This is a genomic window from Pseudarthrobacter sp. NamE5, assembly GCF_005796225.1.
Taxonomy (GTDB): Bacteria; Actinomycetota; Actinomycetes; order Actinomycetales; family Micrococcaceae; genus Arthrobacter.
This window is the reverse complement of the sequence record NZ_VAHO01000008.1, coordinates 91,892-117,775: the sequence shown is the minus strand read 5'-3', so window position 1 is coordinate 117,775 and position 25,884 is coordinate 91,892. Positions and strand designations below refer to the sequence as shown.

The following is a 25,884-nucleotide window of genomic DNA, read 5'->3' as shown; positions in this document are numbered from 1 at the left end:
CCCCACCGGCTCCCACGTCTTGCTTCGCTTCGCCGCGGGGCCCTAGCCGGCGTGGGCCCACCCACCGGCTCCCACGTCTTGCTTCGCTTCGCCGCGGGGCCCTACGCCGGCGTGGGCCCACCCACCGGCTCCCACGTCTTGCTTCGCTTCGCCGCGGGGCCCTCGCCGGCGTGGGCCCACCCTCCCCATAGAATGGACAGATGACCATAAGCGTTGCGCCCGGCCCCGGCACACGGGAGGGCACCCGGACCGGAACAGCGGAGGCCACAGATTCCCTGACCGCCCCGGACATCCCCTGGAACCTGGTGATCTGGAACGATCCCGTCAACCTCATGAGCTACGTCAGCTATGTTTTCCAGAGCTATTTCGGCTACTCGGAGACCAAGGCCAACAAGCTCATGCTGGAGGTCCACAGGAAGGGCCGCTCCATTGTTGCCTCCGGCAGCAAGGAGCAGGTGGAGCGCCATGCGGTGGCCATGCATGGCTTCGGGCTGTGGGCCACAGTGGAAAAAGCCAGCGGCGGGAACGACGGCACACCAGGAAAGTCCGGCGGGCCGGGCCAGGGCAAGGGGAAACGTGGCTAAGGCATTCAAGTACGGACTCAAGGGCATCACCGGCTACCTGGAACCCGCCGAACGTGACCTGCTGCGCAGCCTCATCGCTGACGTCATCTCCATGCTCCAGCCACAGGAACGGGGCGGCCAGGACCCGCTGGCAGAGCTGATCGGCCTGGACATGGACGTCGCCGAGCCCTCGGACCGTGCGGTCAAGCGCCTCCTTCCAAACGTGGTGAAGGACGACGCCGGCGCCTCCCTTGAGTTCCGCCAGCTCACCGAACGCTCGCTGCGGGAGACGAAGATCGGCGCCCTCCGCGCCGCGGCGCTGGACCTGGACAAGGATGAGATTGTGCTGACGCCTGAAGGGGCACGGCATTGGTCCATGGCACTTAACGACGTCCGCCTGGTGCTTGCCGAGCGGCTGGACATCCAGGATGAGGAGGACGCCGAGCATGTCCACCGCATGCAGGACTGGTCCCAGGCCGAGGACGTGGAAAGCTACCTGGCCCTGGTGTACAACTTCGCCACCTGGCTGCAGGAGTCACTGGTCCAGGCCATGCTCCAGTCTTTGGAAACCCGCCGATGAGTTGTTCCGCACCGTCCCGGACGGCCAGCTGTGACACACCAGACATGAGCCGCAGGCCACAACATCATGACTGACGCTGCAGGGAAGACCTATCCTCGAATAATCATGACAACAGCCTCAAGCATGGATCCGTCGGCTCTCACCGCAGCGGCCCCTGAAGCCGCCTGCCTCCCGGCCGCAGTGGAATCGCGCCCCATCGGTGTCTTTGATTCAGGCGTGGGCGGGCTGACGGTTGCCCGCTCCATTATCGACCAGCTTCCGAACGAGTCCATCCTCTACGTCGGGGACACTGCGCACGGGCCGTACGGCCCCCTGCCCATCGCCGAAGTCCGCGCCAACGCCCTGGGCGTGATGGACGAACTGGTGGACTCCGGCGTCAAGCTGCTCACCATTGCCTGCAATTCGGCGTCGGCCGCTGTGCTGCGGGATGCCCGGGAGCGCTACACGGCGAAGTATGGCATCCCCGTCATCGAGGTCATCCAGCCCGCCGTACGGCGGGCGGTTGCAGCAACCCGGAGTGGGCGGGTGGGCGTAATCGGCACCTCAGCCACTGTAGGTTCCCGTGCTTATGAGGACACTTTCGCCGCCGCCCCTGACCTGGAGATCACCTCGGTGGCGTGCCCGGAGTTTGTCAGCTATGTCGAAGCGGGAATCACCACCGGGCCCGCCCTGCTGGCTGTGGCCGATGAATACCTTGCCCCTCTCAAGGCCGCCGGAGTGGACACGGTGGTCCTGGGCTGCACCCACTATCCGCTCCTGACCGGCGTCATTTCCTACGTCATGGGAGCAGACGTGACGCTGGTGTCCAGCGCCGAGGAAACAGCAAAGGATGTCTACCGCGCCCTGGCCACCCACGATCTCCAGCGCACGGACGATGCCCCGCCGGAACACCACTTCGTGGCCACCGGGGATGCCCGGCAGTTCGAAGCCCTGGCCCGGCGCTTTCTCGGACCCGAAGTGCTCTCGGTCCGGCACGTCGACCATGTGTCGGCCCAGTACCCCACCGGCAGCCTCGCCCGCATCACCCCGGAGATGATCGCCGCTGCGCAGAGCGCCGCGGCGCGGCCCCGGATCTCCAACTTCGTGGGCAGCATAGTGACCCGAGGCCCTGGCCAGTGAAGCTCACCATCGTAGGCTGTACCGGATCCTTTCCCGGCCCGGGTTCCCCGGCGTCGTGCTACCTCCTGACGGCGAACGACGGCGAACGGACCTGGAAAGTGGTGATGGACCTGGGCAGCGGGGCGCTGGGGGCGATCCAGCGGTACACGGATCTTGAGGACATCGACGCAATCTTCCTCACCCACCTGCACCCGGACCACTGCATGGACCTCTGCGGCCTTCACGTCGCCATCCGTTGGAAGCCCGGCGGATGGGGCCGCGGACGGATTCCCGTCTGGGGCCCGGCGGCCACTGCCGACCGCATGGCCACGGCCTATGGGCTTGCGCTTGATCCGGGCATGCATGAGGAATTCGACTTCACCAACTGGACCGAACGCGAACCCGTGACGGTGGGCCCGTTCACGGTGACGCCGTTCGCCGTCAACCACCCCATCGAGGAGGCCTACGCCCTGCGGGTGGAGGTGGTGGAACCGGACAAGGACGGCAACCTTGTTGCCCGGACCCTGACCTACTCGGGGGACACGGACTCCTGTGCGGGCCTTGAGGAGGCCGCCAAGGATGCGGACCTGTTCCTCTGCGAAGCGGCCTTCGAGGAAGGGCGCGACGACGGCATCAAGGACGTCCACCTCACCGGCAAGCGTGCAGGTGAGGCGGCCGCGGCTGCCGGGGCCCGCAGGCTGCTGCTGACCCACATTCCTGTTTGGACGTCGCAGACCACAGTGATGGCCGAAGCCCGGCCGGCGTTCAGCGGCGACGTTGCCGTAGCGGTCGCCGGAGTGCACTACACGATCTAAGCTGGGGCCCTGCACCCTGGGCGCGGCAAAATGCAAAAGGCACCTGCTGCACCTGCAGTGGATAAGCTAAAGACATGACTTCTGAAGCAACTGCAGTGCCCATCGTGCGCGCCGACGGCCGTGCCCCCGACCAGCTCCGGCCCATCAGCATCACACGCGGATGGTCCAACCAGGCTGAGGGATCGGCCCTGATCGAGTTCGGCAACACCCGGGTCCTGTGCACAGCGTCCCTGACCGCCGGGGTTCCGCGCTGGCTCAAGGGTGAGGGCCGCGGCTGGGTAACCGCCGAGTACGCCATGCTGCCCCGGGCAACCAACACCCGCTCCGACCGTGAATCGGTCAAGGGCAAGATCGGCGGACGCACCCATGAGATTTCGCGTCTGATCGGCCGCTCACTGCGTTCCATCATCGACACCAAAGCACTGGGCGAGAACACCATCGTGCTGGACTGCGACGTCCTGCAGGCAGACGGCGGAACCCGCACCGCCGCGATCACCGGTGCCTACGTTGCGCTCGCCGACTCCATCCGTTTCGCCCGCGACAACAACCTGATCGGCAAGAACGCCCAGCCCCTCATGGACACCATTGCGGCCGTGTCCGTGGGCATCATCGACGGCGTACCCATGCTGGACCTGCCGTACGTCGAGGACGTCCGGGCGGAGACGGACATGAACGTCGTGGTCACCGGATCGGGCAAGTTTGTGGAGGTCCAGGGAACCGCTGAAGGCGCGCCCTTCGACCGGGCCGAACTGGACGCGCTCCTGGACCTTGCCCTGCTGGGCACCACGCAGCTCGCCGCCATCCAGCGCGAGACCCTGGCAGACACGCTGTGAGCGCGGCCGGCAGCGCTGCGCCGCGCCTTGTCCTGGCCACCCACAACAAGGGCAAGCTCCGTGAGCTGAGGGAGTTGCTGCGCGGGCAGGTGCCGGGGCTCGACGTCGATACGCAGGTAGTCGACGCCGCTGCGGCAGGTGCCCCCGACGTCGTGGAAACAGGCGTTACTTTCGCCGAGAATTCCCTGCTGAAGGCGCGTGCAGTTGCGGAGGCCACCGGCCTGGTGGCCATCGCGGACGATTCGGGCCTTGCCGTTGATGTCATGGGCGGAGCGCCGGGAATTTTTTCGGCGCGGTGGTCCGGCAGCCATGGCGATGATGCAGCCAACCTCCGCCTGCTGCTCAGCCAGCTCTCCGACGTGCCGGACATCCACCGGGGTGCTGCCTTCGTGTGCGCCGCAGCCCTGGCGGTGCCTGCCTTGGACGGCCTTTCCGGCCGCGAGGTGGTGGAGTACGGGCAGCTGGAAGGCGTGCTGCTGCGCGAGCCCCGCGGGGATGGCGGCTTCGGCTACGATCCGGTGCTGCAGCCCATGGGGGAGGACCGGAGCTGCGCTGAGTTGTCGGCCGAGGAAAAGAACGCCATCAGCCACCGCGGCAAGGCATTCCGGGCACTCCTGCCGGCGATTATCGACGCGCTGGAGGAGGCTGCCCTCAGTCCCAACGCCGGTGGGCACCAGGACTCATAAAAGAAGCGGCACAACATAAGGCGCGCTTCCCGTTTCATCGGGGAGCGCGCCTTTTTCGTAGTCGCTCCTAGGGGAGGCGGCGGGTCTTCTGCTCGTCTTCGGGGGCGTGTTCCTCGATGAACTCCTCCACCGGATCGGTGCCATAGGCCTTCGCCTGGCGCTTGGCGGAGAACCCGCGGAGGACCTCCACGCCGATGGGCAGGACCGAAACCAGGACGATGGCGATGAAGATGATGTCCAGGTTGTCCCGGACCCACGGGATCCGGTCGCCCAGCAGGTAACCCAGGAGCGTTACCCCGCCGCCCCAGAGCACTGCGCCGATGACGTTGTAGAGGAAGAACTTCTTCTTGTTCATCTGCGCCACGCCCACGATGACGGGCACGAAGGTCCGGATGATGGGGACGAAACGCGCCAGGATCAGCGCCTTGCCGCCGTGCTTTTCGAAGAAGGCGTGCGCGTTCTCGACGTTTTCGCGCTTGAAGAGGCGTGAATTCGGCTTGTTGAAGATGGCGGGGCCGGCTTTTGACCCGATGAGGTAGCCGGTCTGGTTCCCCACGATGGCCGAGATGATGATCAGCAGGGCGAAAAGCCAGACGTTGAATTTGATGGTGTCCGTGGCGACGAGCAGCCCGGCGGTGAACAGCATGGAGTCGCCCGGGAGGAAGAAGCCCACCAGCAGGCCCGTTTCCGCGAAGACGATGCCGCACACAAGCAGGACCACCCAGGGAGCCAGCGCAGGATCGGCCAGGAAAACCTGGGGGTTCAGCCAGTCGGGCAGGAAGGAGGCCAGCTGCGGCTGGACCGGTCCTGCCCCGCCCAGCAGGGACACGGCGAGGTCGTTCATCACAGGAAAGTTCACCCCTCAAGGGTACTTGACCGGTTTGGGCGTTGACCGGCGGTAAGGTGGGGGCCGTGGGTTTGGACTTTACGGCGATCGACTTCGAGACTGCAAACGGCTTTCGGGGCTCTCCCTGCGCGGTTGGCCTCACGAAGGTCCGGGGCGGACGGATCGTCGAGGAGGCCTCGTGGCTCATGCGGCCGCCGCGGAACCACGACCACTTCGATTACCACAACGTGCGGATCCACGGCATCAGGGCTGAGGATGTGGCCGGCTACCCCCGTTTCGGGGAGCTCTTTCCGGAGATCGGCGCCTTCATTGGGGACGACATCCTCGCGGCCCACAACGCTGCCTTCGATTTGGGGGTGATCCGCTCCGGCTTGGAGGTCTCGGGACTGCCGGGGCCCGCCTACGACTACGTCTGCACAGTGATGCTTTCCCGGCGGTGCTATTCGCTGGTGTCCAACTCGCTGCCGTTCGCCGCGGTGGAAGCCGGCGTGCCCCTGCTGAAACACCACGACGCCGCCGAGGACGCGAGGGCGTGTGCGGGGATCCTGATCGACATTGCCCGGCGGAACCAGGCCAACAGTATCGGGGAACTCTATCTCTCCCTGGGGCTGGCGGTGCCGCGCCAGCAGGCCTTCGACCCCGCCACCGGGCTGCTGTCCAAGCCCAGCCTCGCCGCCCTGTCCGCGTCGGCCGTGAACAGTGCTGCGCCGCTCCGGCCGTTCCGGTCGGGCTGGCCTGAGGAGGGCGCCAACCCGGTTCCCAATCCCGCAGCCGAGCCGGGCCACGCCCTGTACGGGCAAACGGTGGTTTTCACCGGGCAGCTCTCCATGGGGCGGCCCGAAGCGAAGCGGCTTTCCGCAGATTACGGTGCCCGGCCGGAAAGCAGGGTGACGGGACGCACCACCGTCCTGGTGGTAGGGGACGGTTTTGTGGCATCCGACCTCCGCTCGGGCAGGTTGACCGGCAAGGCCAGGCGGGTGCTGGAGCTCCATGAACGCGGCCAGGCCATTGAGGTGCTGTCCGAAGGCGAGTTCCTGCAGATGGTGGGGGATGTGCCGGCGGCAGCCATAGCCTAGGGGCCCAAGATTCATCCGGCGCAACAAAGCTTTGCCGGAGCCGCGCCCGCTCCTAGCCTTGGCCCATGGGTTCTCTGTTCACCTTCCCGAATCCCGTCAACGAGTATGCCGCCCGAGTCACAGCGGGACTGGTGGTGCTGCTGGCGGCCGCCACGATGGCCACCGGGTCCGTGTGGGGCCTCGCGGCCATCACCGTCGGATTCTGGCTGCGGGTGCTCTTCGGCCCAAGGATCTCGCCGCTGGCGCTGCTGTCCGTGAAGGTCATCACTCCATGGCTGGGGCGGGTGAAACTGGTTCCCGGCCCGCCCAAACGCTTCGCCCAGGGGATGGGGGCGGCGGTTTCAACTGCCGCACTGGTATTGTTCGTGGCCGGAGCGGTGCCCGCTGCCTGGGCAGTCCTCGGCATCCTGATTGTGGCGGCGTCCCTGGAAGCTTTTGCCGGTTTTTGCCTAGGGTGCGTGGTCTTCGGGTTCCTGCAGCGCCGTGGAATGATCCCTGAAGACGTCTGCGAGGCGTGCAACAACATCAGCCTTCGGCGGACGTGACCCCCGCCAGCAGGTTGGCCATGCCCCGGACCGCATCAGGTGCCTCCAGCGATTCCAGCCAGTCCGCGGGCAGGCAGTCCTCGCCATAGAATGCGCCGAGGATGTTTCCGGTGACGGATCCGGTGGAATCACTGCTGCCGCCGTGGTTCACCGCCAGTGCCACCGCCTCCCGGAAGTGGCGGACTGGCAGGGTGTCCGTGCCGATGTCGGCCATAACATACGTGCCGGGTTCGGGCATCGTTGCCAGCGCTGCATAAAGCCCGACGGCGAGGGCCTGTTCCGCGAGGCGGCCCTGACCGAGCGTGGCAGTGAGCTCCTCCGGGGTGACCACTCCCTTGCCGGCAAGCTGGAGGGCAGCCTCGAGGCTTTCAGGCAGTTCCGGGGCCACCTCATTCAAAGTGCGTGCGTGGGCTGTTATTGCAGTCGCCGCATCCGAGAGCCCTTCACCTGATACCAGCCGATGTATCAGGAGGCTGAAGATTCCCGAGCTTTGCCGTGCCGCCGGATGCCCATGGGTCAGGGAGGCGGCGTCCGCACTCAGCTTGTAAACGGCCTCGGGTGCGATGTGCGGGATCAGCCCGAAGGGTGCCGAGCGGACCACGGTTCCGTAGCCTCCCGATGCGGGATTGACAGGGCGGACGGACGTGCCCATTTCACCGGTTGCAAGCCCTGAAATGCAGGCCTCATCCGGGTTCCGGCGCTGGTGAAGCACAGCCTGGCGGTCAATCCACCGGGGCTGGGGCGCTGGTGCCGACGGACCGGCCTCCTCACCCTGGCTTTCCAGCCAACGGAGGTAGGCCAGCCACAGGCAGGCGTTCACGTCAGCCCCCACACCGGAATTTGCCCATTCCAGCGCCTCAACCAGACCGTCCACCGTGTAAAGGGTCAGCTGGGTTTCGTCCGAGAATTTGCTGTCCGGGAGAGCGTCGAAGCCGGCAAGCCCGCGGGCCCCGAAGCGGCGGCGGATTTCTTCCATCGGATCCTCGGCGACGGCGTAGCCCAGTGAATCGCCCAGGGCACCGCCGAGCAGGCAGCCATGGATGCGGGATGTCAGGGCGGGTGCGAGAGGGCCAGGTTCGATGCTCATCCTGTAAATTTACCGCGGCTGCAAAACCCCGCCCGCACGCCTGCCGGGCATCGCCTGCCCGCAAGTGCGCTGCCTCAGCAAACGTTCAGTTGCGGCTGGAATAATGGTGGGGTTGCCCGGCGGCAGCACCAACACCTTTTGACTACTTAAGGGTCCTACCATGAGCACCCCCGCCATCGACCATAGCGACGCACTGCAACCGGGAACCCCAGCAGATTCACGTCCCGGGCTCCTGCCAAGGCTGGCGGCCGAGGCATTCGGCAGCCTGTTCATTGTGGTGGCCGGTCTCGGCGTTCCGCTGTTCACCATCCCGGACTCCAGCCCCCTGCCTGCTGCCCTTGCTGCCGGCCTGGCCGTTACCGCCGGCATGCTCGCTTTTTCCCACGTCTCGGGCGGGCACTTCAATCCGGCCATCACTGTGGGACACCTGCTGGCCGGCCGCATCCAGGCAGGCGCTGCTGCGGCCTACGCAGCAGCACAGCTGGGCGGGGGACTTGCCGGTGCCCTGGCACTGTTCGGCGTCCTGCGGACCCTTCCGGGCATCGCTGACAGCCGGACGGCTTTCGACACGGTCACCGCCGGTTTTGGCGAGCATTCCATCATCCAGGCTCCGCTGGCGGCGGCGCTGCTTCTTGAAATGCTCGGTGCCGCCATTATCGTCGCGGTCTTCCTGGGCACGTCCGGCAGGGCCGGCGCCCGCAGCAGGGAGGGCGTCCCGGGTAGCGGCGCCTCCGTCAGCCATGGGGCCGCGGCGCCCGTCGCCGTCGGCCTGTCCTTTGCAGTCCTGCTGCAGCTGGGACAGTCCGTAGGCAATCTGCCGTACAATCCTGCCCGCGCTGTTTCTTCCGCTGTCTTCAGTTCCGGCTGGGCCCTTGAACAGCTGTGGGTTTTCCTCGCCGCTCCGTTGGTGGGCGCCGCTCTTGCGGGGCTGGTGTTCAGAAGCTTCGGACCCGGTACTGACGACGTTCCCGGGAACACGCGCCCTGCTGCAGCACTGGAACCAAACCGATCGGGCGGGACCGATGCCTCGCCGGAAGCTGCGGGCGCCCCCGGGCACGTGCACCAGGGCGGGGACGGCTCCGGGCGGCCCGGCAGTGAAGCCCAGGAGTTCTTTGAAGGCAAGCGGGGCTGAGCCTTGGTGATGTTTGACGTTGCGCCGGTTGTCCGTGCCGGCCGATAGCTTAGGGACATGCGGTTACTTCACACATCCGACTGGCACTTGGGGCGGTCCTTCCACGGCGTTGGCATGCTGGATGCACAGCGCCACTTTGTCGACCAGCTGGTCGGAGCCGTCAGCCGGCACAGCGTTGACGTCGTCCTGGTAGCAGGCGACGTCTACGATCGCGCCCTTCCCGGCGTGGACGTGGTGAACCTGCTGGACGAGGCCCTGGTCCGGCTGACTTCGGCAGGAGCCAAAGTGGTGCTCACCAGCGGGAACCACGATTCGGCCATCCGTCTTGGTTTCGCCTCCCGGCTCCTGGAGCGCGGGGGAGTCCATCTCCGGACCAGGCCGGCGGACCTCGCCGAGCCGCTGCTGCTGCCGCTGGAGGACCCTGGGGCCGGGGATCAGGCCGCAGCTGTGGTGGCCATCTACGGCATACCCTGGCTTGAGCCGCGGCTGGTCGCCGAACAACTGGGGGTGGAAACTGCCAGCCACTTCGAGGTCACCCGTGCAGCCACTGCCTTGATCCGCGAGGATATCGAACGCCGGTCAGCTTCCTCCACTGTCCATCCGGTTGTCCTGGCGCATACATTTGCGAGCGGAGGGATCAGCTCGGACAGCGAACGCGACCTCAGCATCGGCGGCGTGGGCGCAGTCCCGCTGGATCTCTTTGACGGTTTCAGCTACACAGCGCTGGGACACCTGCACGGACGCCAGGCACTCTCGCCGCAGGTGAGGTACTCGGGCTCGCCCCTGGCCTATTCCTTTTCCGAGGCCACCCACAGGAAAGGCGGCTGGCTGGTGGACATCGGCACGGACGGCGTCAGTTCGGTGGCGGAAATCCTGTGGGAGGCGCCGCGGGCACTGGCGGTGCTGCGGGGTACGCTCGCGGAGCTTTTGGAAGCGCCTGAACACCAGTGGGCCGAAACCGCCTACTGCCAGATCACTTTGACTGATGCGCAGCGGCCGGCCAGGGCCATGGAGCGCCTGCGTTCCAGGTTTCCGGACACACTGGTCCTTGGGTTTGACCCGGAGGGCAGAGCACCTGCTGCAATCAGGAGTTACAGCAGCAGGCTTGCTGACGCGCCGGACGACCTCTCGGTGTGCTGCGGCTTCCTGGAGCACGTGCGCGGCAGGGTGCCCGATGATAACGAGAAGGCAGCGCTGGCATCGGCGCTCGAGAATGTGCGCGTCCGGGAGGCATCACGATGAGGATCCACCGCCTCAGCATTTCCGGTTTCGGTCCCTTTGCCGGCACCGAGGAGATCGACTTCGACAGGCTTGGAGCCCACGGCCTCTTCCTCCTCAACGGTCCCACCGGAGCGGGAAAAACCAGCGTTTTGGACGCCATCTGCTTCGCCCTTTACGGTTCGGTCCCGGGAGCCCGGCAGGACGGAAAGCGGCTCCGCAGCGACCATGCCGAGCCAACACAGGAACCCGCCGTCACCTGTGAATTCTCGGCGCAGGGCCGCCGGCTGGAAGTGACACGGTCGCCGGCCTGGGACAAGCCCAGCGCCCGGGGAAAGAACGGCTTCACCACGCAGCAGGCCAAGACCCTGCTGCGTGAACGGGTGGGTGGTATCTGGACGGAAAAGTCGGCCCGCAACGACGAAGCCGGCGCTGAAATACTGGCGCTGCTGGGCATGGACCGCGAGCAGTTCACCCGTGTGGTCCTGCTGCCCCAGGGGGACTTTGCTGCCTTCCTGCGTTCCAAGGCCACCGAACGGCTGGAACTGTTGCAGAAACTCTTCGGCACTGAGCGGTTCGAAGCAGTGGAACAGGACCTGTCCCGCCAGTCGCAGGCAGCCAGGGAAGAAGTTGCCCTTGTTGCCGGCCGGCTTGAACTGGTGGCGGCGCGGGCGGAGGCAGAAGCCGCCCGCCTGACCCTGAACGGAACCGGCGGCCCTCCGCCGGAAAATATCGCCGCAAGGCTGAGCTGGCTTGAGGATGCCGTGCGTGACCGCCAGCGGGAGCTCGCTGGAGCTGCAGAACTGGCCGAAACCGCAAGCCGGCAGTGCCGGGAGTCCGTGGATGAGGAAGCGGCGCGCGAGGAGAGGCGCCGCAGGCTTGATGCCGCGACGGCGAGGCAAACCGCCGCCGAGCAGCAGGCGCCGATCCTGGACGAGCAGCTCCTCCGGCTTGCCCGGCACCGAAAGGCTGCAGTCCTGGACGGGCAGCTGCAAAACTTTGATGCCAGCGCGGCCAGGGTCCGGAATGCAGCCAGTGCTGCCGAATCTGCATTCACCCTGCTTACCCTGGCTGCGGGGGAAAGCACGGAGCTGGCACAACTCGACCTCGAGCCGCAAGGAGCACGTGCTCCGGAGGCGGCTGGGCCGGCAGTCGGGGCCGCGGCTGAACTGGGGCGGCTCCGTTCCCTCCTCGCGGTAGTGGAGGCCAGACTTCCGGACGAGGACCGGCTGCAGGCACTGGGGAAGCGGCACAGCGGGCTGCTAAAGAAGCAGGAAGACCTGGCCCTTTCCGTTGCTGACAGCGGCCTGCGCCGGGAAAAGCTCCAGGAGGAGCGGTCCCGCCTTCAGGTCGGGCTGCAAAAACTCGAGCAGCGCGCGGGGGCTGCGGCCCTGCGCCGAAAGGAAGCCGCTGCGGCGGAAGAGCTGCTGGATGTTGTCCAGCGCTACGGGTCGGCGCTGGCTGCCCAGGAGGCAGTGAAGGTCCATTGGGACGAATTGCGGGAGAAGCAGCTGGAGGCGAAACGCCGCTGGCTGGACCTAAGGGAACTGCGGCTGGCCAACGCCGCAGCTGAGCTGGCGGCCAAGCTGGTGGCAGGGGAACAATGCCCGGTTTGCGGCAGCCCGGACCATCCCGGTCCCGCCTCGGGAGGTTCCGCCGGTCCGGGGCTGGCCCAGGAAGAGGAAGACGCCCGGCTTGAGTATGAAGCGGCGGAGGCAGCCTTCAGCCGCGTGGCCGAACAGCTGGCGGAAGCCAACCAGCGGGTGGCAGTGCTGGCCGGGCAGGGCGGTGACACTGCCGCGGACGACGCCCTCCGTGCAGCTGAAAATGCCCGTCTGGCCGCCGCCGATGCAGAAGAGGCAGTGGCAGAACTGGAATCGGTGCGCCTGCAACTGGATGAACTGGAGGCTGCTGTAGCGGCGGCAGAGGAAACCCGGTCCGGCGCAGAGTCGGAACTGGCGCGTACAGTTGCACTGCTGACCGACCTGACCGAACAGTACTCCGCCCTTGACCAGTCGCTGGCGGGGCTGCGGGGAGGGCACCGGGGGCTTTCCCAACGGCTGCGGGCGCTGGAGAATGCCGTGGCGGTGCTGGACAAGGCGGTGGAAGCGCAGGCCCAGCTTGAAACGGCTGAGGCACACGCCGGAGAGGCGAGGCAGCAGCTGGAGCTCGCGCTGCCGGCGGCCGGCTTTGCAACAGCGGATGAGGCCCGCGAACAGTTGCTGGCCGCGCCCGAGGCAGCGGCACTGGAGGCAGAAGTGCGGGCGGCGCAGGACGAGGCAGCCCGCGTAGCGGAACTGTTCATGTCCGAGGACATCGTGCTGGCGGTGGAGGAAAAGGACGCCGGTTATGACGTGGACGGCGAGCGGCTTGCCGCCCTCCGAGACGCTGCCGCCGCTGCCCTGCAGGAGGCACGGGACGCGGACCTGGCTGCGGGCCTGGCGGCCCGGTGCCTGGCGTCGCTGCAAGGTCTCAGGGCAGAATACGAAGAACTGGCAGGGGCGGCACGGCAGCCTGCGGAGCGGGCGCAGATGCTGGCCGGGCTGGCCGACGCCGCCGCCGGCCGCGGCGAGAACACCTACCGGATGAGCCTGAACAGCTATGTCCTTGCCGCCCGCCTGGAGCAGGTTGCCCTCGCAGCCTCAGAGCGCCTGGTTGCCATGAGCGATGGAAGGTACCTGTTGCAGCACACTGACGCCAAGGCAGCACGCGGCGCAAAATCCGGGCTCGGCCTGGAGGTGGTGGACCAGTGGACGGGGCACCGCCGCGATACCTCCACCCTTTCCGGAGGAGAGTCATTCATGGCCTCGCTGTCCCTGGCGCTGGGCCTGGCCGATGTGGTTCAGCAGGAAGCCGGCGGAGTGGAGATCGAGACACTGTTCGTCGACGAGGGGTTCGGGAGCCTGGATGAGCAGTCCCTCGAACAGGTCATGGACGCCCTCGAAGGACTGAGGGATGGCGGCCGGGTTGTCGGGCTGGTAAGCCATGTTGCGGAGATGAAGCAGCGGATCGGAGCCCAGCTCCAGGTCCTCAAAGGCCGTAACGGGTCAACCCTGCGGATTTCGGACTCCCTGGAGGCGCCAGAGTAGTTCGACGCCGGGATTACGGAAGGCCCCCGCCGGCAGCCCGGAAATGCACCGGCGGCAGGGAAAGCACCGGCGGCAGCACGGCAATGCACCACCGGCGGGCCGGATATACTGTGACAGTTACCGGGTTGCGCGCATCGGGAGGAGGGACGATGCGCATGATCTTTGCGAGCCCGGAATGACTTCACACACTTCACCTGCCGGCACCGAAGCCCTCCCCGCCGGCACTCCTTCTGCACAGGGGAAGACCGCGGATTCCGCCGCTGGCGGGCCCTTCTCCCGCAAGAACCCGGCCTCCCGCGGCAGATTTGCCCGGTTGCCTCATCTGGCGGGCCGCAGCTTCATCCCCCTGGGTTTGATTGCCCGGCTTCCACTGGCCATGCTGACGGTAGGGACGCTCACCCTGGTCACGTCTGTGAGCGGCTCATATGCGCTGGGCGGAACGGCAGCGGGGGCGGTGGGCATTGGTTCAGCCCTTGGTGCCCCTGTCCTTGGAGCCGTTGCCGACCGCCGGGGGCAACGCCCCGTGCTCTTGGCTGCCGCCCTTCTCAACAGCATCGCCGTCGTGGCTCTCATCCTGGCCGCCCTGGTAACGGGAGGGGCCGGAGGATCCACAGTGGCCCTGCTCGCCGCCGCCTTTGCGTCCGGGGCCAGCTGCCCGCAGGTCGGACCACTGGCCCGGGTCCGTTGGATGGCCCTCACCTCCGGCGGGACTGCTGCCGAGAGGTCGCGGGACCTGGACACCGCCCTTTCCTATGAAAGCACCGCCGACGAAGTGACCTTTGTGCTGGGGCCTGCGCTGGTGGGGATCCTCGCCAGTTTGGTGGCTCCCTGGCTGCCGCTTGCCGTGGCGGTGGCGCTCACCATAACGCTGGTTCCCGCGTTCGCTGTGCACCGGACCCACCGCGCAGTCCAGACCCACCGCCCCCGGGAACACGGTGGCGATGAAACGACGCGCGGAAATCACCTGCACCGCTCCGGACCCGGCGCCCCGGCAACCAGTACAAACGCAATCAGCACAAAGAGGGCCCGCGGACTTCCGCCGGCCGTGGCGCTGCCGGTGCTGGCCATGGTCTGCATGGGAACCTTCTTCGGCTCGACGCAGGCTGCGCTGAGTTCGTTTTCAGCGGGCTTTGCCGGCTCGGAGGCGGCGGGCCTGCTGTATGCAGCGATGGGGCTCAGTTCAGCGGTGGCAGCACTCTCGGTTGCCTATTGGCCCCGTCGCTTCAGCCTTTCGTGGCGATGGATGCTCTGTGCCGCGCTGATGGCGGCGCTGGCCCTGCTGCTGCTCCTGCCGTCATCGATGCCTGCAATGGTGGCGGCGCTGCTGGTCCTGGGGCTCCCGGTGGGGCCGGTCATGGTGACGGTGTTTGCGGTAGGGGGCACGTTGGCTCCGGCTGGACGGCTCGGCACGGTGATGACCGCACTGGCCAGCGGCATCGTGGCCGGCACTGCACTGGGTTCATCCCTGGGCGGCCATTTTGCCGAGGCATCCGGCTACACTGCCGCCTTCCTCGTCCCTGCCTGCGCGGCAGCGGCATTGGCGCTCCTGGGCGCGGGAGCCGCCGCCGTGCTTCACCGCAGCCGCGCCTGGGCCCTGAAGGCGTGAGGTAACCGGGGTGCTCCGCGGGAGCACCCCTGGCACGGGGGTTCCTACGCCAGTTGCTTCTCGATCCTGCGGGCGCTCTCGACGAGGGCGGCACCCACTGCAACGGGTTGATGGGACGAGCGTATGTAGACGACGGCGAGGGCGGCCGGCCGGGCGCCGGGAACCCGGATGGGGGCGGCCAGGGAGGAAACGCCGGGGATGACCTCGTCGTGGCTGGCGGAGTATCCGGTTCGGCGGGCCTCTGCAGCCTCGGGACGGTAGGGGATGCCGGTGGCCAGCTTTTCCCATTCGGCTTCAGTGAGCGACGACTGGATGGCAATGCCGGGTGCGCCGGCGTTGATGGGGTGGCGGGTGCCGGGATGCTGGGCAACGGTGGCTCCCGAATGCCTTGGCTCGACGGTGAGCAGGGTGATGCAGTCATGATGGTCCCACACGGCCACGAAGGCCGTCATGTCCAGACTGTTGGCGAGATGCGTCAGTTCCGGGAGGGCCGCCGCCTGCAGGCTGCGCGAAACGCCGCGTGCCAGCACCGCGAGCCCGGGACCGGGCTGGAAGCGACCGGCATCGTCCCTTACCAGCAGCGAGTGGTCCTCAAGCGTCCGGAGGATGCGGTATGCCACCGACCTGTGCACGCCCATTGCTTCTGCCAGTTCCGCTATGGTCAGCGGCCCCGGCGCGGCTGCCAGGATCTCCAGGACACGGATTCCACGGGAGAGGGTCTGGGAGGGGGAAGCCTGCGCCGGCGCTGCTCCGGCCGGGGCTGCGGCGGTGGAATTCATGGTGTCCATCCTAGGTGCAGCTACTGAAGGTGCCGCCCCCTCTTGTCATGGTCTCTCAGTCCGGACATGTTCTATATTGAAACAACGGTTCCAATATAGAACTGCTCCGCGCGACGGTCCATCCGTTCTTAGCGTGCGGCCACCAACGCCAGCGGCGGCAGAGGCGTTTGGTGAAGATAAAAGTTCCACCGGACCGTGTTGTGTCTCACATTTTCGTAGTACCCTGCTTACTAACTGACCGTTCTGTCGGTAATTCTGAGGCGACCCGGCAGCGCTGCTGCCTTGAACAATGGAGTTTCAATGACCACACCTTCCAAGGTGGACACCCTCGCCGGTCCCAGTTCCCGGCGGGAGGAGCGCAAGGTCCTCGCCGGCACCCTCGTTGGCACCACCATCGAGTGGTACGACTTCTTCATCTTTGCGCAGTTGACCGCAACGCTGCTGTCACCGCTGTTCCTGGCGCCGCTGAACCAATCAAACCCCGGGCTGGCCCAGATCCTCTCGTTTGCCCTGATTGGCATCAGTTTCCTCTTCCGGCCCCTGGGCGCGGTCGTTGCCGGCCACCTGGGTGACCGCCTCGGCCGCAAGGCCATGCTCGTCTTCACCCTCGTAATGATGGGGGCAGCCACCGCCCTGATCGGCATGCTGCCCACCTACGCGCAGATCGGCGCCTGGGCTCCCGTCCTGCTGATCACGCTGCGCGTGATCCAGGGTTTCTCGGCCGGAGGCGAGTGGGGCGGAGCGGCGCTGATGGCCGTTGAGCATGCACCCCTGAACAAGCGAGGCCTGTTTGGTGCCTATCCGCAGATCGGTGTGCCGATCGGCATGATCCTGGCCACCGGGCTGCTGTTCTTCCTCAACAGCAGCATGTCAAAGGAAGACTTTGCGTCCTGGGGCTGGCGGGTGCCGTTCCTGCTCTCCATCATCCTCATCGTGGTGGGTTACCTGATCCGGCGGGCCGTTGCCGAGAGCCCGGTCTTCCAGGAGATGGCTGCGCGGAAGCAGGAAAGCAAGGCACCCCTGGGTGAACTGGTCCGCAAGCACAAGAAGCCGGTCCTGTACTCCACCATGATCTTCATTGCCAACAACGCCGCAGGCTACCTGCTGATTGCCTTCTTCATCGCCTACGCCACCAGGACGCTGCAGATGCCCACGCCCCAGGTGCTCCTGGCCACCACGCTCGCATCCTTCGGCTGGCTGATCTTCACCCTGGCCGGCGGCTGGCTTTCGGACCGGATCGGCCGGGTCAAGACCTTCCTGACGGGCTACGCCATCATCTTTGCCTGGATGATCCCGATGTTCGCCCTCATCGACACAAAGAACATCTGGCTTTATGGCCTTGCCCTGTTTGTCCTCACCATCGGACTCGGATTGTCCTACGGCCCCATGTCAGCCATGTATGCGGAGATGTTCCCCGCCAACGTCCGGTACTCGGGCATCTCCATCGGGTACGCGTTCGGCGCCATCCTGGGCGGGGCATTCGCCGCAACCATCGCGGAAGCCCTGCTTCAGACCACTAAGTGGACTGGTTCGATCGGCATCTACATCATGATCCTGTGCGTTATCTCGGCCATCGGTGTGGTGCTGGCCAAGGAGACCAAGGGCAGGCCGCTGGGCGTCAGCCACCACTAGGAGCCAGGGAGCCAACGCGACAGGCCGGCACAGCCAGCCGCGGCACAACCAGCGGAACAACAGCAACGACGGCGGGCGCGGACCGGGGCGGTCCGTGCCCGCAGTCGTGTTCGACCACGCCTCCAGGTCCCGCCTGCCTGCGTGACGCGAAGCTGTCCGCGTCCGGAGGCGTCTGCCGGCCTGACCGCCCGGGGCACCACCGGAGGACGGCTACTGCTTGAGCAGATTGATTGCGTCGTCGTCGCCCAGCTGCTCGAAGTGACGGTAGAAGCTGCCCACCGCCCGAAACTTGCCCGGCAGGTGCAGGCACAGCACGGCGTCGCACACCCTCTCCACGGAGGCCTCAGCCTCGATCGAGCCGACCGGTGCCGCTGCCACCACCGTGGCTGCGCCGGCCTCCCGCACTGCTTCCACGGCTGCCCTCATAGTGGCCCCGGTGGCCAGGCCGTCATCTATGAGCAGGGCCGTCTTCCCCGCCAGGTCAAGGTCTGCCCCCGGGTAGAGCTCCACTCGGCGGGCCAGCTCTGCGCGTTCCCGCTGCTCCACCGCGTCGAGCCACTCCTGCCGAATGCCGCGTTCCAGGACCCGGTCCAGCAGGGGCTTGTTGACCAGCCGGACGGTGCGGCCATGCACCCAGGCCAGCGCCCCGTAGGCGGTTTCTTCATGGCCGGGAATTCCCAGTTTCCGCACCAGGACCGTCCCCAGCGGCAGGTAAAGCGCCTTGGCAACCGCAGCTGCCACGGGGATGCCGCCGCGGGCCAGGCCCAGGACCACGGAATCCGGCCGCTCGCGGAACTGGGTCAGGAGGGCAGCAAGCCGTTCTCCGGCGTCCGTGCGGTTCTCGAAATAAGTGCCCATCAGGCTCCTGGCTTCACGTCTGCAGGGCGGGGAACTAGACAGCCAGGAAGGAGATGGCCGCCTGCTTGAACGCCCTGCTGGTGACGGCATTCGTATGGTTCCGGCCGGGAAGGATCAGCTGCTCGGCCGTGGAGCCCGCCTTCCGTGCCAGTTCCGCGAGCTGCGGGAGGCTGCCGATCCGCTCGTCCTTCTCGCCGGCGACCAGGAGCATGGGCACATGGGGAACTGCCCCCGAGGGGTCGTAGGGCTCGGCCTTGATGGCTTCCACCAGGGAAAACAGCGCAAAGATGTTGTTGCCGGGAAGCAGCAGGGCCATCTTGAGGAGGCGTGCTGTGGACTCGTCTGCAATAGGGGTACCGTCAGCCAGGTAGTCCTGCGCCGCCCGAAGATCGAACTCGGCAAGGGGATCGGAAATATTGGGGCCGCCCAGGACAAGGCGGTGGACGATCTCCGGCTGGGTGGCCCCAAACTCCCACGCCAGTCGGGAGCCCAGCGAATAGCCCACTACGTCCAAACCGCTGGAAGGGTCGCCGTCCTGCACAGGCCGCACGCCGGCGTCGAAGGCGGTCTGCAGCAGGTCCGCCCTGATCCTGCTGGGGGAGTAGGAATCCCGGTCCTCCGGCGCGCCGCTGCAGCCATGGCCGGGCAGGTCCATGGTGATCACGCGGCGGCCCGCTTCCAGCAAGGCAGCCACCCAGCCGGTGTCCTCCCAGTTGAGTTTGCTGGACGAGGAGAACCCGTGCACCAGGAGGACCGGCCGCAGTCCGGCGTCGGCGGCCGGATCATGCACCCCCACGTAGAGCTGCGGGTCTGTGCCTTCCACGGTGTGCGTCTGCTCTTGGCCGGTGTGCCTGCCGCTCATGCTCTCATCCCTCATCAAGTACGGCGCCCGGGCAAACCCGGCGCATCGGTGCCTCGCGCTTTGAAATTACTCTACCTGCCGGGGGACCAGGCACTCCCGGCCCCCACCAGGCGGCAGTGCGGACTTCACCCCGGGCGGCGCCGGGCGCAGCTTTGCGGCCCGAAGGCGGCAGTTGGTGCTGCCTACCCTGGCGCACGCGTTCCCTTGCCGAACCGGGCACCCGCTGCGCAGGCCAGGGCTATGCCGGCGATCAGGCCAAAGGTACTGAAGAGCTGCAGGCGGCTGCTCTCGGCGCTGAAACCCACAGCGAAAATAAGGCCGAGGAGAACAAGTCCCAGGATGGTCAGGGCGGGAAAGCCCTTCATGCGCAGGGGCATGGGCAGGCCTGCGCGGTCTGCCCGCCGCCGCAATACCAGCTGCGACACCAGCGCACTTCCCCACACCACCAGGCAGGTGGAACCCACCAGCTGGAACAGGGCGGGAAGGATCCGTTCCGGGAACAGCAGTTCCAGCACCGTGGCAATGAACCCGAACGCCACCGATACCCATACCGCCGGCACGGGCACTGCCGCGCGGCCCAGGCGGGACAGGAAACGGGGTGCCGCGGAGCGTTGCGCCAGGGAATAAGCCATCCGCGAGGCTCCGTAAAGGTTGGCGTTCAGGGCGGACAGGAGTGCGACGACGGCCACGAGGGTGATTGCTGTTCCGGCGCCCGGGATCCGGGCTGCGTCCAGGACGCCGGCGAAGGGAGACGCCAGGCTTTCCGAGGTTGCCGGGAGGACGGCAGCGATGACAAAAACAGAACCGATGTAGAACACAAGGATCCGCCACACCACGGTGCGGATTGCCGAGGCAACGCTTCGCTCCGGGTCCTCCGTCTCCGCTGCGGCGACGGACACTATCTCCGTTCCGCCAAACGCGAAGATCACGATGAACAGCGCGGACGCAATTCCGCCGAGGCCCTGCGGGGCGAAGTCACCGGTGAGGTTGGCCAGGCCGCGGGACGGGGTGTCGGGCAGCAGGCCCAGGAGCAGCGCGGCGCCCACTGCAAGGAACAGCACAATGGCCACTACCTTCAGGAGGGCGAACCAGAACTCGAATTCACCGAAGTTCCGGACGCCCGCAAGGTTGATGCCGGTGAAGGCCACCATGAACGCCAGTGCCAGTGCCCACACCGGAATGGCGGGCGAGACGGAGAAGAGCAGTGCGGCGGCTCCGAGGGCTTCGGCCGCGATCACCACCACCAGTTGGAGCCACCAGAGCCAGCCGATGGTCGCTCCGGCCGTGTTTCCGAGGGCGCGTTCCGCATAGACGGAGAAGGCCCCGCTGTTCGGGTTTGCGGCCGCCATTTCCCCCAGTGCCCACATGACCAGGATGATGAGTGTTCCGGCCACCAGGTAGGAAATGAGCACTGCCGGGCCGGCGGCCTGCACCCCAGCGCCTGAGCCCAGGAACAGTCCCGCCCCGATGGCGCTGCCCAGGCCCATCATGGTCAGTTGGCGGGGCTTCATGTTGTGGACCACGCGTCCCTGCGGGCGGGGCGTTGTGGACTTCGTCGTCATCATGCAGTGAACCTTCTTGGGGTTTGGGGGCTCCTTGTGTGACCACTCGAATTTACCGCCTCCAGCCATGGCCCGTTGCCACGCCCGGGACTACTGCCGCCGCTTGCCGCCGCGGGCCGGGGCGACCCCTGGTCGCGGCAGGGCCAGTGGACCCGCGCGCGGCGGCGCTTCCACACGAGCAGGAAACATTGGCTATTTGGCCCTTCATGCACCTAGAATCAGTTTTGGTCAGAATGACCATAACTAGCCGGGTTCCTCCCAATGGCCGAACCCCTACTGATTGAAAGGCGGTGGCACCATGTACTACAGCTCAGCGAATGTCTCAGAGCGCCAGGCTGCGCCGCCGTCACTGGCCATCTCCACGGTCATCTTCGCGCTCCGGCCCAGCGAAAGCTCCGGCCGGCCAACGCTCTGGCTGCCCCTTGTCCGCCGCATCCGCGAGCCCTTCAAAGGCTTGTGGGCCCTTCCCGGCGGCCCCCTTAGCCACGCGGAATCGCTTCAGGACGCGGCGTCCCGGAACCTGCGGGAGACCACCGGCCTTGCGCCCAGCTACCTGGAACAGCTGTACGCGTTCGGCGGACTCCACCGGTCACCTACCCAGCGCGTGGTGTCGATTGTCTACTGGGCGCTGGTCCAGCCCACCGAGGCTGCCTTGGCGGATGAATCGGAAAACGTCCGGTGGTTCCGGGCGGACCGGCTGGCGGAGCTCGCCTTCGACCACAACGCCATCGTGGACTACGCCCTGTGGCGCCTGCGCAACAAGCTGACCTACGGGTCTGTGGCGTACCACCTGCTGGGCGAGTACTTCACCCTCGCCCAAGTCCGCGAGGTTTATGAAGCCGTGCTTGACCGGCAACTGGACCCCGCCAACTTCCGCCGGCAGCTCAAGGCCACCCCTGAAATCGAAGAAACCGGCGAATACCTCCAAGGCGGCAAGCACCGCCCCCCGCGCCTCTACCGCTACACCGGCCGGCCCGGCCTTGACCCAGACAACAGGAGCACACCATGAGCAGCGTCAACACAGCAATCCAGCTGATCACGCGCGAACAGGCTGAAAACGGCACGACGGCGAAGGGCGGCACCTGCAGCCCCGCCCTGGCCAAGGGCCCGTGGGACTACGACCTCGCTGAGGCGCTCGCCGGCGTCCCCGCCTACGGACCGGGCGCCTCCAGCTCAGACGTGGCGCCGGCGTCCACGCCCCGGCAGGGCCAGCTGCCGGAGGAGTACAAGCTCGCCAGCGATGCCGAGCTGGGCGAACGCATCCGCGCCGCCAAGGCCGTGCTCGGGGACCGTGCCGTCATCCTGGGCCACTTCTACCAGCGCGATGAAGTGATCCAGTACGCGGACTTCGTGGGCGACTCCTTCCAGCTGGCCAACGCAGCACTGACCAGGCCGGACGCGGAAGCAATCGTCTTCTGCGGCGTGCACTTCATGGCGGAGACAGCGGACATCCTCTCCGCACCCGAACAGGCCGTTATCCTGCCCAACCTGGCCGCGGGCTGTTCCATGGCGGACATGGCTGACGCCGACTCCGTGGCCGAGTGCTGGGAGCAGCTCGAGGAGCTGTACGGTACCGAGCCCGACGCCGAGGGCCGGGTTCCGGTCATCCCTGTCACCTACATGAATTCCTCCGCTGCCCTCAAGGCCTTCTGCGGGGAGAACGGCGGCATCGTCTGCACCTCCTCGAACGCGAAAACTGTCCTGGAGTGGGCCTTCCAGCGGGCGCAGCGGGTGCTGTTCTTTCCCGACCAGCACCTGGGCCGAAACACCGCCAAAGCCATGGGTGTGCCGCTGGAACAAATGCCAATGTGGAATCCGCGCAAGGACTTGGGCGGCAATGACGAACAGTCGCTGCTTGATTCCCGGGTCATCCTTTGGCACGGGTTCTGCTCAGTGCACAAGCGCTTCAATGTGGCGCAGATCGAGAAGGCACGGGTTGACTACCCCGGAATCCAGGTGATCGTCCACCCCGAGTGCCCCATGGAAGTAGTGGACGCCGCCGATGCTGCAGGCTCAACGGACTTCATCAAGAAGGCGATCGCGGCGGCTACCAAACCCACCACTTTCGCGATCGGCACGGAGATCAACATGGTCAACCGGCTCGCCGCTGAGTATCCGCAGCACACCATCTTCTGCCTGGACCCCGTAATCTGCCCCTGCTCCACCATGTACCGGATCCACCCCGGCTACCTCGCCTGGGTGCTTGAGGAGCTGGTGGCGGGACGGGTAGTCAACCGGATCACCGTAGGGGATGCGGTCCAGGACAACGCCAGGACCGCGCTCGAACGCATGCTCGCTGCCAGGCCATCGTGAGCCGGGAACCTGCCTTTCGTCCCCGGGTGCCGAGGCTGATCGTCGTCGGAAGCGGCATTGCCGGACTGTATGCGTCGCTGCTGGCTGTCGACTCCGGCGCCTCCGTTGTCCTGCTGACCAAGGGTGAGCTGAACGAAAGCAATACGTGGTATGCGCAGGGCGGCATCTCGGCCGTCCTGGATCGTCCGGCTCCCGGCGACACCATAGCTGCCCACGTCCAGGACACGCTGCAGGCAGGGGCAGGCCATTGCGATGCCGCCGCCGTGCAGGTGTTGTGCACCGAAGCACGCCATGACATCGCCGGGCTGCAGCGGTTCGGAGCGCACTTCGATATTGCCGGCGACGGCGGCCCGGCGCTGGGGCTGGAAGCAGCCCATTCAGCCCCCCGCATCCTGCACGCCGGGGGAGACGCCACCGGCGCCAGAATCGCCGCAGCACTGATCCGGTCGGTGCTGGCGCGGCAGGCGGACGGAAAGATCACGCTGCTGTCCGGCGCACAGGCCACAGCGCTCCGGCTGTCATCCGGAAGGGTGGACGGCGTGGAATACCTCCGGGACGGGCGGCAGCACACCCTCATGGGCGACGCGCTGCTGCTGGCCACCGGGGGAGCGGGCCAGGTGTTTGCGCAGACCACCAACCCCGCCGTTGCGACGGCCGACGGCCTGGCGCTCGCCGTCCGGGCAGGAGCGGCAGTGGCCGACCTCGAGTTCTTCCAGTTCCATCCCACCTGCCTCGCCCAGGAGGGCCGGGTACAGGAGGGCGGCGTGCAGGAAGGCTGGGCGGAGGAAGCGGGCGCCACCAGAGACACCAATAACGGCCTGAACGGGGAGCCCCTGCTGATCTCCGAGGCCGTGCGCGGCGAGGGCGCAGTCCTGGTTGATGCCGGCGGCCGCCGTTTCATGACCGCCTACCACCGGGACGCGGAACTCGCCCCGCGCGACGTAGTCTCCCGCAGCATTGCCCTGCACCTGGCCAAGCTGGGTGACCCCAACGGACATGTGTACCTTGATGCCCGCGTCATCGAGCAGGCCAAAGGGCCGGGTTTCCTGGCCCGCCGGTTCCCCACCCTCACCCGGCGGATCCTCGACGCAGGCTTCGACTGGACCCGCGACCTGGTACCCGTGGCGCCGGCAGCACATTACTGGATGGGCGGAGTGGTCACCGACCTCCTCGGCCGCACCACCGTTCCCGGGCTGTACGCTGCCGGAGAGGTTGCGTGCACCGGTGTCCAAGGTGCAAACCGGCTCGCCAGCAACTCCCTCCTTGAGGGACTCGTCTTCGGCCGCCGCGCTGTTGAATCTTTCCTCTTTGGTGGCTCTGACTGGGGAGCGCCTGGCGGTGCTCCTCCGCGTACTCCCCACGATCCCCCCAACCTCGCAAGCTCGGCCGACGAGGGACTGGCACCTTCAGAGCTTTTCCCCTCCAACACGGCGGCCGAACCGGGTGTTTCGGCAGGGAGCACGGCCGCCAGCTCCGATGGGGGAAAAGAAGTGTTCTCGCGGGAGGCTCTGCGTCGGTTGATGACTGCCAAAGCCGGGGTGCTTCGGAGCGGGAAGCTCCTGACCGAGGCGGCGGAAACCCTTGACCGGTGGACCGCCGTCGTCCATCCCGACGCCGTTCCCGCCGGCAATGCCGACCCCGTGGGGCACGAGGACCGCAACCTGCTGCTGGCGGCCCGCCTGCTGGTGGCAGCAGCCCTTGACCGCACTGAATCCCTCGGTGCCCATTACCGCAGCGATGAACCTGAAGAAGCCTATGCACTCCGCCCGAAAGCGAGCCTTGTCCGTGACTGAAAACTTCGTGATTGATCCGCAGGCAGCCAACGGGCAGCGCTTCGATCTTGCCCTGCCGTCGGCACCCGTCCGCGAGATCCTGGAGCGTGCCTTTGCGGAGGACGCCCCAGCTGGCGATATCACTTCCCAGCTGCTGATCCCGGCCGCCGCCCGGGCCGCTGCCGTCCTGAACGCACGCGTGCCGGGCGTCTTTAGCGGAGCCACCGTCTTCCGGGACGCAATGCTCCTGGTGGATCCGGAGACGGAGGTGGAACTGCTGCTGGCGGACGGGGACAGGTTCGACGCCGGCACCCACCTTGCCCGGGTCAGCGGCCGCGCGAGGTCTGTGCTGCTCGCAGAACGGGTGGCACTGAATTTGGTCCAGCGGATGTCCGCCATCGCCACCCGGACTGCTGAATTCGTCCGGCTCACCGAAGGGACGCAGGCACGGATCACCGACACCCGGAAAACAACCCCGGGCCTCCGCATTCTCGACCGGTTTGCGGTGCGGTGCGGGGGAGGCTCCAACCATCGGTACAGCCTCTCCGATGCGGTGCTGGCCAAGGACAACCACCTGGCCGTGATGACCGGAGGGGATGCAACCAGGCTCACTGAACTGCTGATGGCGGCCAAAGCCCAGCTGGGGCACACCACGCACTTCGAGGTGGAGGTGGACCGCCTGGACCAGATCGAACCTGTCCTGGCAGCAGGCGTGGACACCATCATGCTGGACAACTTCACATCGGAGGAGCTCAGGGCCGGGGTGGCTTTGGTGGCAGGGCGTGCGCGGGTGGAAGCCAGCGGCAACGTCAACCTCAAGACTGTTTCCGGAATCGCCGGCACCGGGGTGGATGTCATCTCCGTCGGTGCCCTCACGCACACCGTGGCAGCCCTGGACCTTGGCCTGGACGTGGAACTGACGGCTGGGTGA

The 25,884-nt window shown here is 66.8% G+C and carries 23 protein-coding genes; 17 read left to right on the top strand and 6 right to left on the bottom strand.

Features of this window, described 5'->3' with window-relative positions; genetic code table 11:
• Positions 1–200 precede the first annotated feature (200 nt).
• The 6 genes from clpS to rdgB all read left to right on the top strand — a co-directional run bounded on the left by clpS (position 201) and on the right by rdgB (position 4,575).
• Positions 201–584: an ATP-dependent Clp protease adapter ClpS gene (gene clpS / locus FDW84_RS11600; RefSeq protein ID WP_138609574.1), complete on the top strand. Its 384-nt coding sequence runs from the start codon at positions 201–203 to the stop codon at positions 582–584.
• Complete coding sequence (locus tag FDW84_RS11595; RefSeq protein WP_138609571.1) at positions 577–1,143, top strand: DUF2017 domain-containing protein; 567 nt, start codon at positions 577–579, stop codon at positions 1,141–1,143. The genes clpS and FDW84_RS11595 overlap by 8 nt, the downstream gene beginning before the upstream one ends.
• Before the next feature lie 123 nt (positions 1,144–1,266).
• Complete coding sequence (murI, locus tag FDW84_RS11590) at positions 1,267–2,262, top strand: glutamate racemase (RefSeq protein WP_138609681.1); 996 nt, start codon at positions 1,267–1,269, stop codon at positions 2,260–2,262.
• Positions 2,259–3,056 carry an MBL fold metallo-hydrolase gene (locus FDW84_RS11585; RefSeq protein ID WP_138609569.1) on the top strand — a complete coding sequence of 266 codons (798 nt, stop codon included), beginning with the start codon at positions 2,259–2,261 and terminating at the stop codon, positions 3,054–3,056. Before murI ends, FDW84_RS11585 begins: the two co-directional genes overlap by 4 nt.
• A 74-nt stretch (positions 3,057–3,130) precedes the next feature.
• Positions 3,131–3,889 (top strand): ribonuclease PH, encoded by a 759-nt coding sequence (gene rph, locus FDW84_RS11580; RefSeq protein WP_138609567.1) that lies wholly within the window; start codon positions 3,131–3,133, stop codon positions 3,887–3,889.
• On the top strand, positions 3,886–4,575 hold the full coding sequence (rdgB, locus tag FDW84_RS11575) for an RdgB/HAM1 family non-canonical purine NTP pyrophosphatase (RefSeq protein WP_138609565.1): 690 nt from the start codon (positions 3,886–3,888) through the stop codon (positions 4,573–4,575). The genes rph and rdgB overlap by 4 nt, the downstream gene beginning before the upstream one ends.
• Before the next feature lie 67 nt (positions 4,576–4,642).
• Here the strand turns inward: rdgB and FDW84_RS11570 are convergent, their stop codons facing one another.
• Complete coding sequence (locus tag FDW84_RS11570; protein ID WP_138609563.1) at positions 4,643–5,419, bottom strand: VTT domain-containing protein; 777 nt, start codon at positions 5,417–5,419, stop codon at positions 4,643–4,645.
• Between the two features lie 68 nt (positions 5,420–5,487).
• Here FDW84_RS11570 and FDW84_RS11565 point away from each other — a divergent pair, with 68 nt between their 5' ends.
• Together FDW84_RS11565 and FDW84_RS11560 are read left to right on the top strand one after the other, a co-directional pair.
• Positions 5,488–6,498: a 3'-5' exonuclease gene (locus FDW84_RS11565; protein WP_138609561.1), complete on the top strand. Its 1,011-nt coding sequence runs from the start codon at positions 5,488–5,490 to the stop codon at positions 6,496–6,498.
• A gap of 65 nt (positions 6,499–6,563) precedes the next feature.
• Positions 6,564–7,043, top strand: coding sequence for a DUF4395 domain-containing protein (locus FDW84_RS11560; RefSeq protein WP_138609559.1), 480 nt, complete (start codon positions 6,564–6,566; stop codon positions 7,041–7,043).
• Here FDW84_RS11560 and FDW84_RS11555 read toward each other — a convergent pair.
• Complete coding sequence (locus tag FDW84_RS11555) at positions 7,024–8,130, bottom strand: ADP-ribosylglycohydrolase family protein (protein ID WP_138609557.1); 1,107 nt, start codon at positions 8,128–8,130, stop codon at positions 7,024–7,026. The two genes, FDW84_RS11560 and FDW84_RS11555, sit on opposite strands and share 20 nt — an antisense overlap.
• 160 nt (positions 8,131–8,290) lie before the next feature.
• Between FDW84_RS11555 and FDW84_RS11550 the strand changes: the two genes are divergently transcribed.
• The 4 genes from FDW84_RS11550 (at position 8,291) to FDW84_RS11535 (ending at position 15,175) form a co-directional block, all read left to right on the top strand.
• A complete protein-coding gene (locus tag FDW84_RS11550; protein WP_138609554.1) occupies positions 8,291–9,262 on the top strand; it encodes an aquaporin in 972 nt (323 codons plus the stop codon).
• A 57-nt stretch (positions 9,263–9,319) separates the two neighbouring features.
• The gene (locus FDW84_RS11545) at positions 9,320–10,504 is read left to right on the top strand and encodes an exonuclease SbcCD subunit D (RefSeq protein ID WP_138609552.1); all 1,185 of its coding nucleotides are present in this window, start codon (positions 9,320–9,322) and stop codon (positions 10,502–10,504) included.
• Positions 10,501–13,569, top strand: coding sequence for an AAA family ATPase (locus FDW84_RS11540; protein ID WP_138609550.1), 3,069 nt, complete (start codon positions 10,501–10,503; stop codon positions 13,567–13,569). The genes FDW84_RS11545 and FDW84_RS11540 overlap by 4 nt, the downstream gene beginning before the upstream one ends.
• 175 nt (positions 13,570–13,744) lie before the next feature.
• The gene (locus tag FDW84_RS11535; protein ID WP_138609548.1) at positions 13,745–15,175 is read left to right on the top strand and encodes an MFS transporter; all 1,431 of its coding nucleotides are present in this window, start codon (positions 13,745–13,747) and stop codon (positions 15,173–15,175) included.
• A 44-nt stretch (positions 15,176–15,219) separates the two neighbouring features.
• Here the strand turns inward: FDW84_RS11535 and FDW84_RS11530 are convergent, their stop codons facing one another.
• Positions 15,220–15,954 (bottom strand): IclR family transcriptional regulator, encoded by a 735-nt coding sequence (locus FDW84_RS11530; protein ID WP_138609545.1) that lies wholly within the window; start codon positions 15,952–15,954, stop codon positions 15,220–15,222.
• 300 nt (positions 15,955–16,254) lie between these two features.
• Between FDW84_RS11530 and FDW84_RS11525 the strand changes: the two genes are divergently transcribed.
• Entirely contained in the window at positions 16,255–17,586 is a 1,332-nt protein-coding gene (locus tag FDW84_RS11525) for an MFS transporter (protein ID WP_138609543.1), read from the top strand.
• Between the two features lie 210 nt (positions 17,587–17,796).
• Here FDW84_RS11525 and FDW84_RS11520 read toward each other — a convergent pair whose 3' ends face one another.
• The 3 genes from FDW84_RS11520 to FDW84_RS11510 all read right to left on the bottom strand — a co-directional run bounded on the left by FDW84_RS11520 (position 17,797) and on the right by FDW84_RS11510 (position 20,868).
• Complete coding sequence (locus tag FDW84_RS11520; RefSeq protein WP_138609541.1) at positions 17,797–18,444, bottom strand: phosphoribosyltransferase; 648 nt, start codon at positions 18,442–18,444, stop codon at positions 17,797–17,799.
• Positions 18,445–18,478: 34 nt separating this feature from the next.
• Entirely contained in the window at positions 18,479–19,306 is an 828-nt protein-coding gene (locus FDW84_RS11515; protein WP_138609539.1) for an alpha/beta fold hydrolase, read from the bottom strand.
• 182 nt (positions 19,307–19,488) lie between these two features.
• A complete protein-coding gene (locus FDW84_RS11510) occupies positions 19,489–20,868 on the bottom strand; it encodes an amino acid permease (RefSeq protein WP_138609679.1) in 1,380 nt (459 codons plus the stop codon).
• A gap of 298 nt (positions 20,869–21,166) precedes the next feature.
• On the opposite strand from FDW84_RS11510, the gene FDW84_RS11505 reads away from it, so the two are divergent.
• From FDW84_RS11505 to nadC, 4 genes are read left to right on the top strand one after another with little or no spacing between them, the layout of a single operon-like run.
• The gene (locus FDW84_RS11505; protein ID WP_138609537.1) at positions 21,167–21,877 is read left to right on the top strand and encodes an NUDIX hydrolase; all 711 of its coding nucleotides are present in this window, start codon (positions 21,167–21,169) and stop codon (positions 21,875–21,877) included.
• Positions 21,874–23,181, top strand: coding sequence for a quinolinate synthase NadA (nadA, locus tag FDW84_RS11500; protein ID WP_138609535.1), 1,308 nt, complete (start codon positions 21,874–21,876; stop codon positions 23,179–23,181). The genes FDW84_RS11505 and nadA overlap by 4 nt, the downstream gene beginning before the upstream one ends.
• On the top strand, positions 23,175–24,974 hold the full coding sequence (locus tag FDW84_RS11495) for an L-aspartate oxidase (protein WP_371419167.1): 1,800 nt from the start codon (positions 23,175–23,177) through the stop codon (positions 24,972–24,974). The genes nadA and FDW84_RS11495 overlap by 7 nt, the downstream gene beginning before the upstream one ends.
• The gene (gene nadC / locus FDW84_RS11490) at positions 24,967–25,884 is read left to right on the top strand and encodes a carboxylating nicotinate-nucleotide diphosphorylase (RefSeq protein WP_240721483.1); all 918 of its coding nucleotides are present in this window, start codon (positions 24,967–24,969) and stop codon (positions 25,882–25,884) included. Before FDW84_RS11495 ends, nadC begins: the two co-directional genes overlap by 8 nt.

What these genes read in the sequence shown, in the direction of transcription:
- clpS (WP_138609574.1), top strand. Translation starts at nt 201, where the DNA reads ATGACCATAAGCGTTGCGCCCGGCCCCGGCACACGGGAGGGCACCCGG.
- murI (WP_138609681.1), top strand. Translation starts at nt 1,267, where the DNA reads ATGGATCCGTCGGCTCTCACCGCAGCGGCCCCTGAAGCCGCCTGCCTC.
- rph (WP_138609567.1), top strand. Translation starts at nt 3,131, where the DNA reads ATGACTTCTGAAGCAACTGCAGTGCCCATCGTGCGCGCCGACGGCCGT.
- FDW84_RS11570 (WP_138609563.1), bottom strand. Translation starts at nt 5,419, where the DNA reads ATGAACGACCTCGCCGTGTCCCTGCTGGGCGGGGCAGGACCGGTCCAG.
- FDW84_RS11560 (WP_138609559.1), top strand. Translation starts at nt 6,564, where the DNA reads ATGGGTTCTCTGTTCACCTTCCCGAATCCCGTCAACGAGTATGCCGCC.
- FDW84_RS11555 (WP_138609557.1), bottom strand. Translation starts at nt 8,130, where the DNA reads ATGAGCATCGAACCTGGCCCTCTCGCACCCGCCCTGACATCCCGCATC.
- FDW84_RS11550 (WP_138609554.1), top strand. Translation starts at nt 8,291, where the DNA reads ATGAGCACCCCCGCCATCGACCATAGCGACGCACTGCAACCGGGAACC.
- FDW84_RS11545 (WP_138609552.1), top strand. Translation starts at nt 9,320, where the DNA reads ATGCGGTTACTTCACACATCCGACTGGCACTTGGGGCGGTCCTTCCAC.
- FDW84_RS11540 (WP_138609550.1), top strand. Translation starts at nt 10,501, where the DNA reads ATGAGGATCCACCGCCTCAGCATTTCCGGTTTCGGTCCCTTTGCCGGC.
- FDW84_RS11535 (WP_138609548.1), top strand. Translation starts at nt 13,745, where the DNA reads ATGACTTCACACACTTCACCTGCCGGCACCGAAGCCCTCCCCGCCGGC.
- FDW84_RS11530 (WP_138609545.1), bottom strand. Translation starts at nt 15,954, where the DNA reads ATGAATTCCACCGCCGCAGCCCCGGCCGGAGCAGCGCCGGCGCAGGCT.
- FDW84_RS11525 (WP_138609543.1), top strand. Translation starts at nt 16,255, where the DNA reads ATGACCACACCTTCCAAGGTGGACACCCTCGCCGGTCCCAGTTCCCGG.
- FDW84_RS11520 (WP_138609541.1), bottom strand. Translation starts at nt 18,444, where the DNA reads ATGGGCACTTATTTCGAGAACCGCACGGACGCCGGAGAACGGCTTGCT.
- FDW84_RS11515 (WP_138609539.1), bottom strand. Translation starts at nt 19,306, where the DNA reads ATGAGCGGCAGGCACACCGGCCAAGAGCAGACGCACACCGTGGAAGGC.
- FDW84_RS11510 (WP_138609679.1), bottom strand. Translation starts at nt 20,868, where the DNA reads ATGACGACGAAGTCCACAACGCCCCGCCCGCAGGGACGCGTGGTCCAC.
- FDW84_RS11505 (WP_138609537.1), top strand. Translation starts at nt 21,167, where the DNA reads ATGTACTACAGCTCAGCGAATGTCTCAGAGCGCCAGGCTGCGCCGCCG.
- nadA (WP_138609535.1), top strand. Translation starts at nt 21,874, where the DNA reads ATGAGCAGCGTCAACACAGCAATCCAGCTGATCACGCGCGAACAGGCT.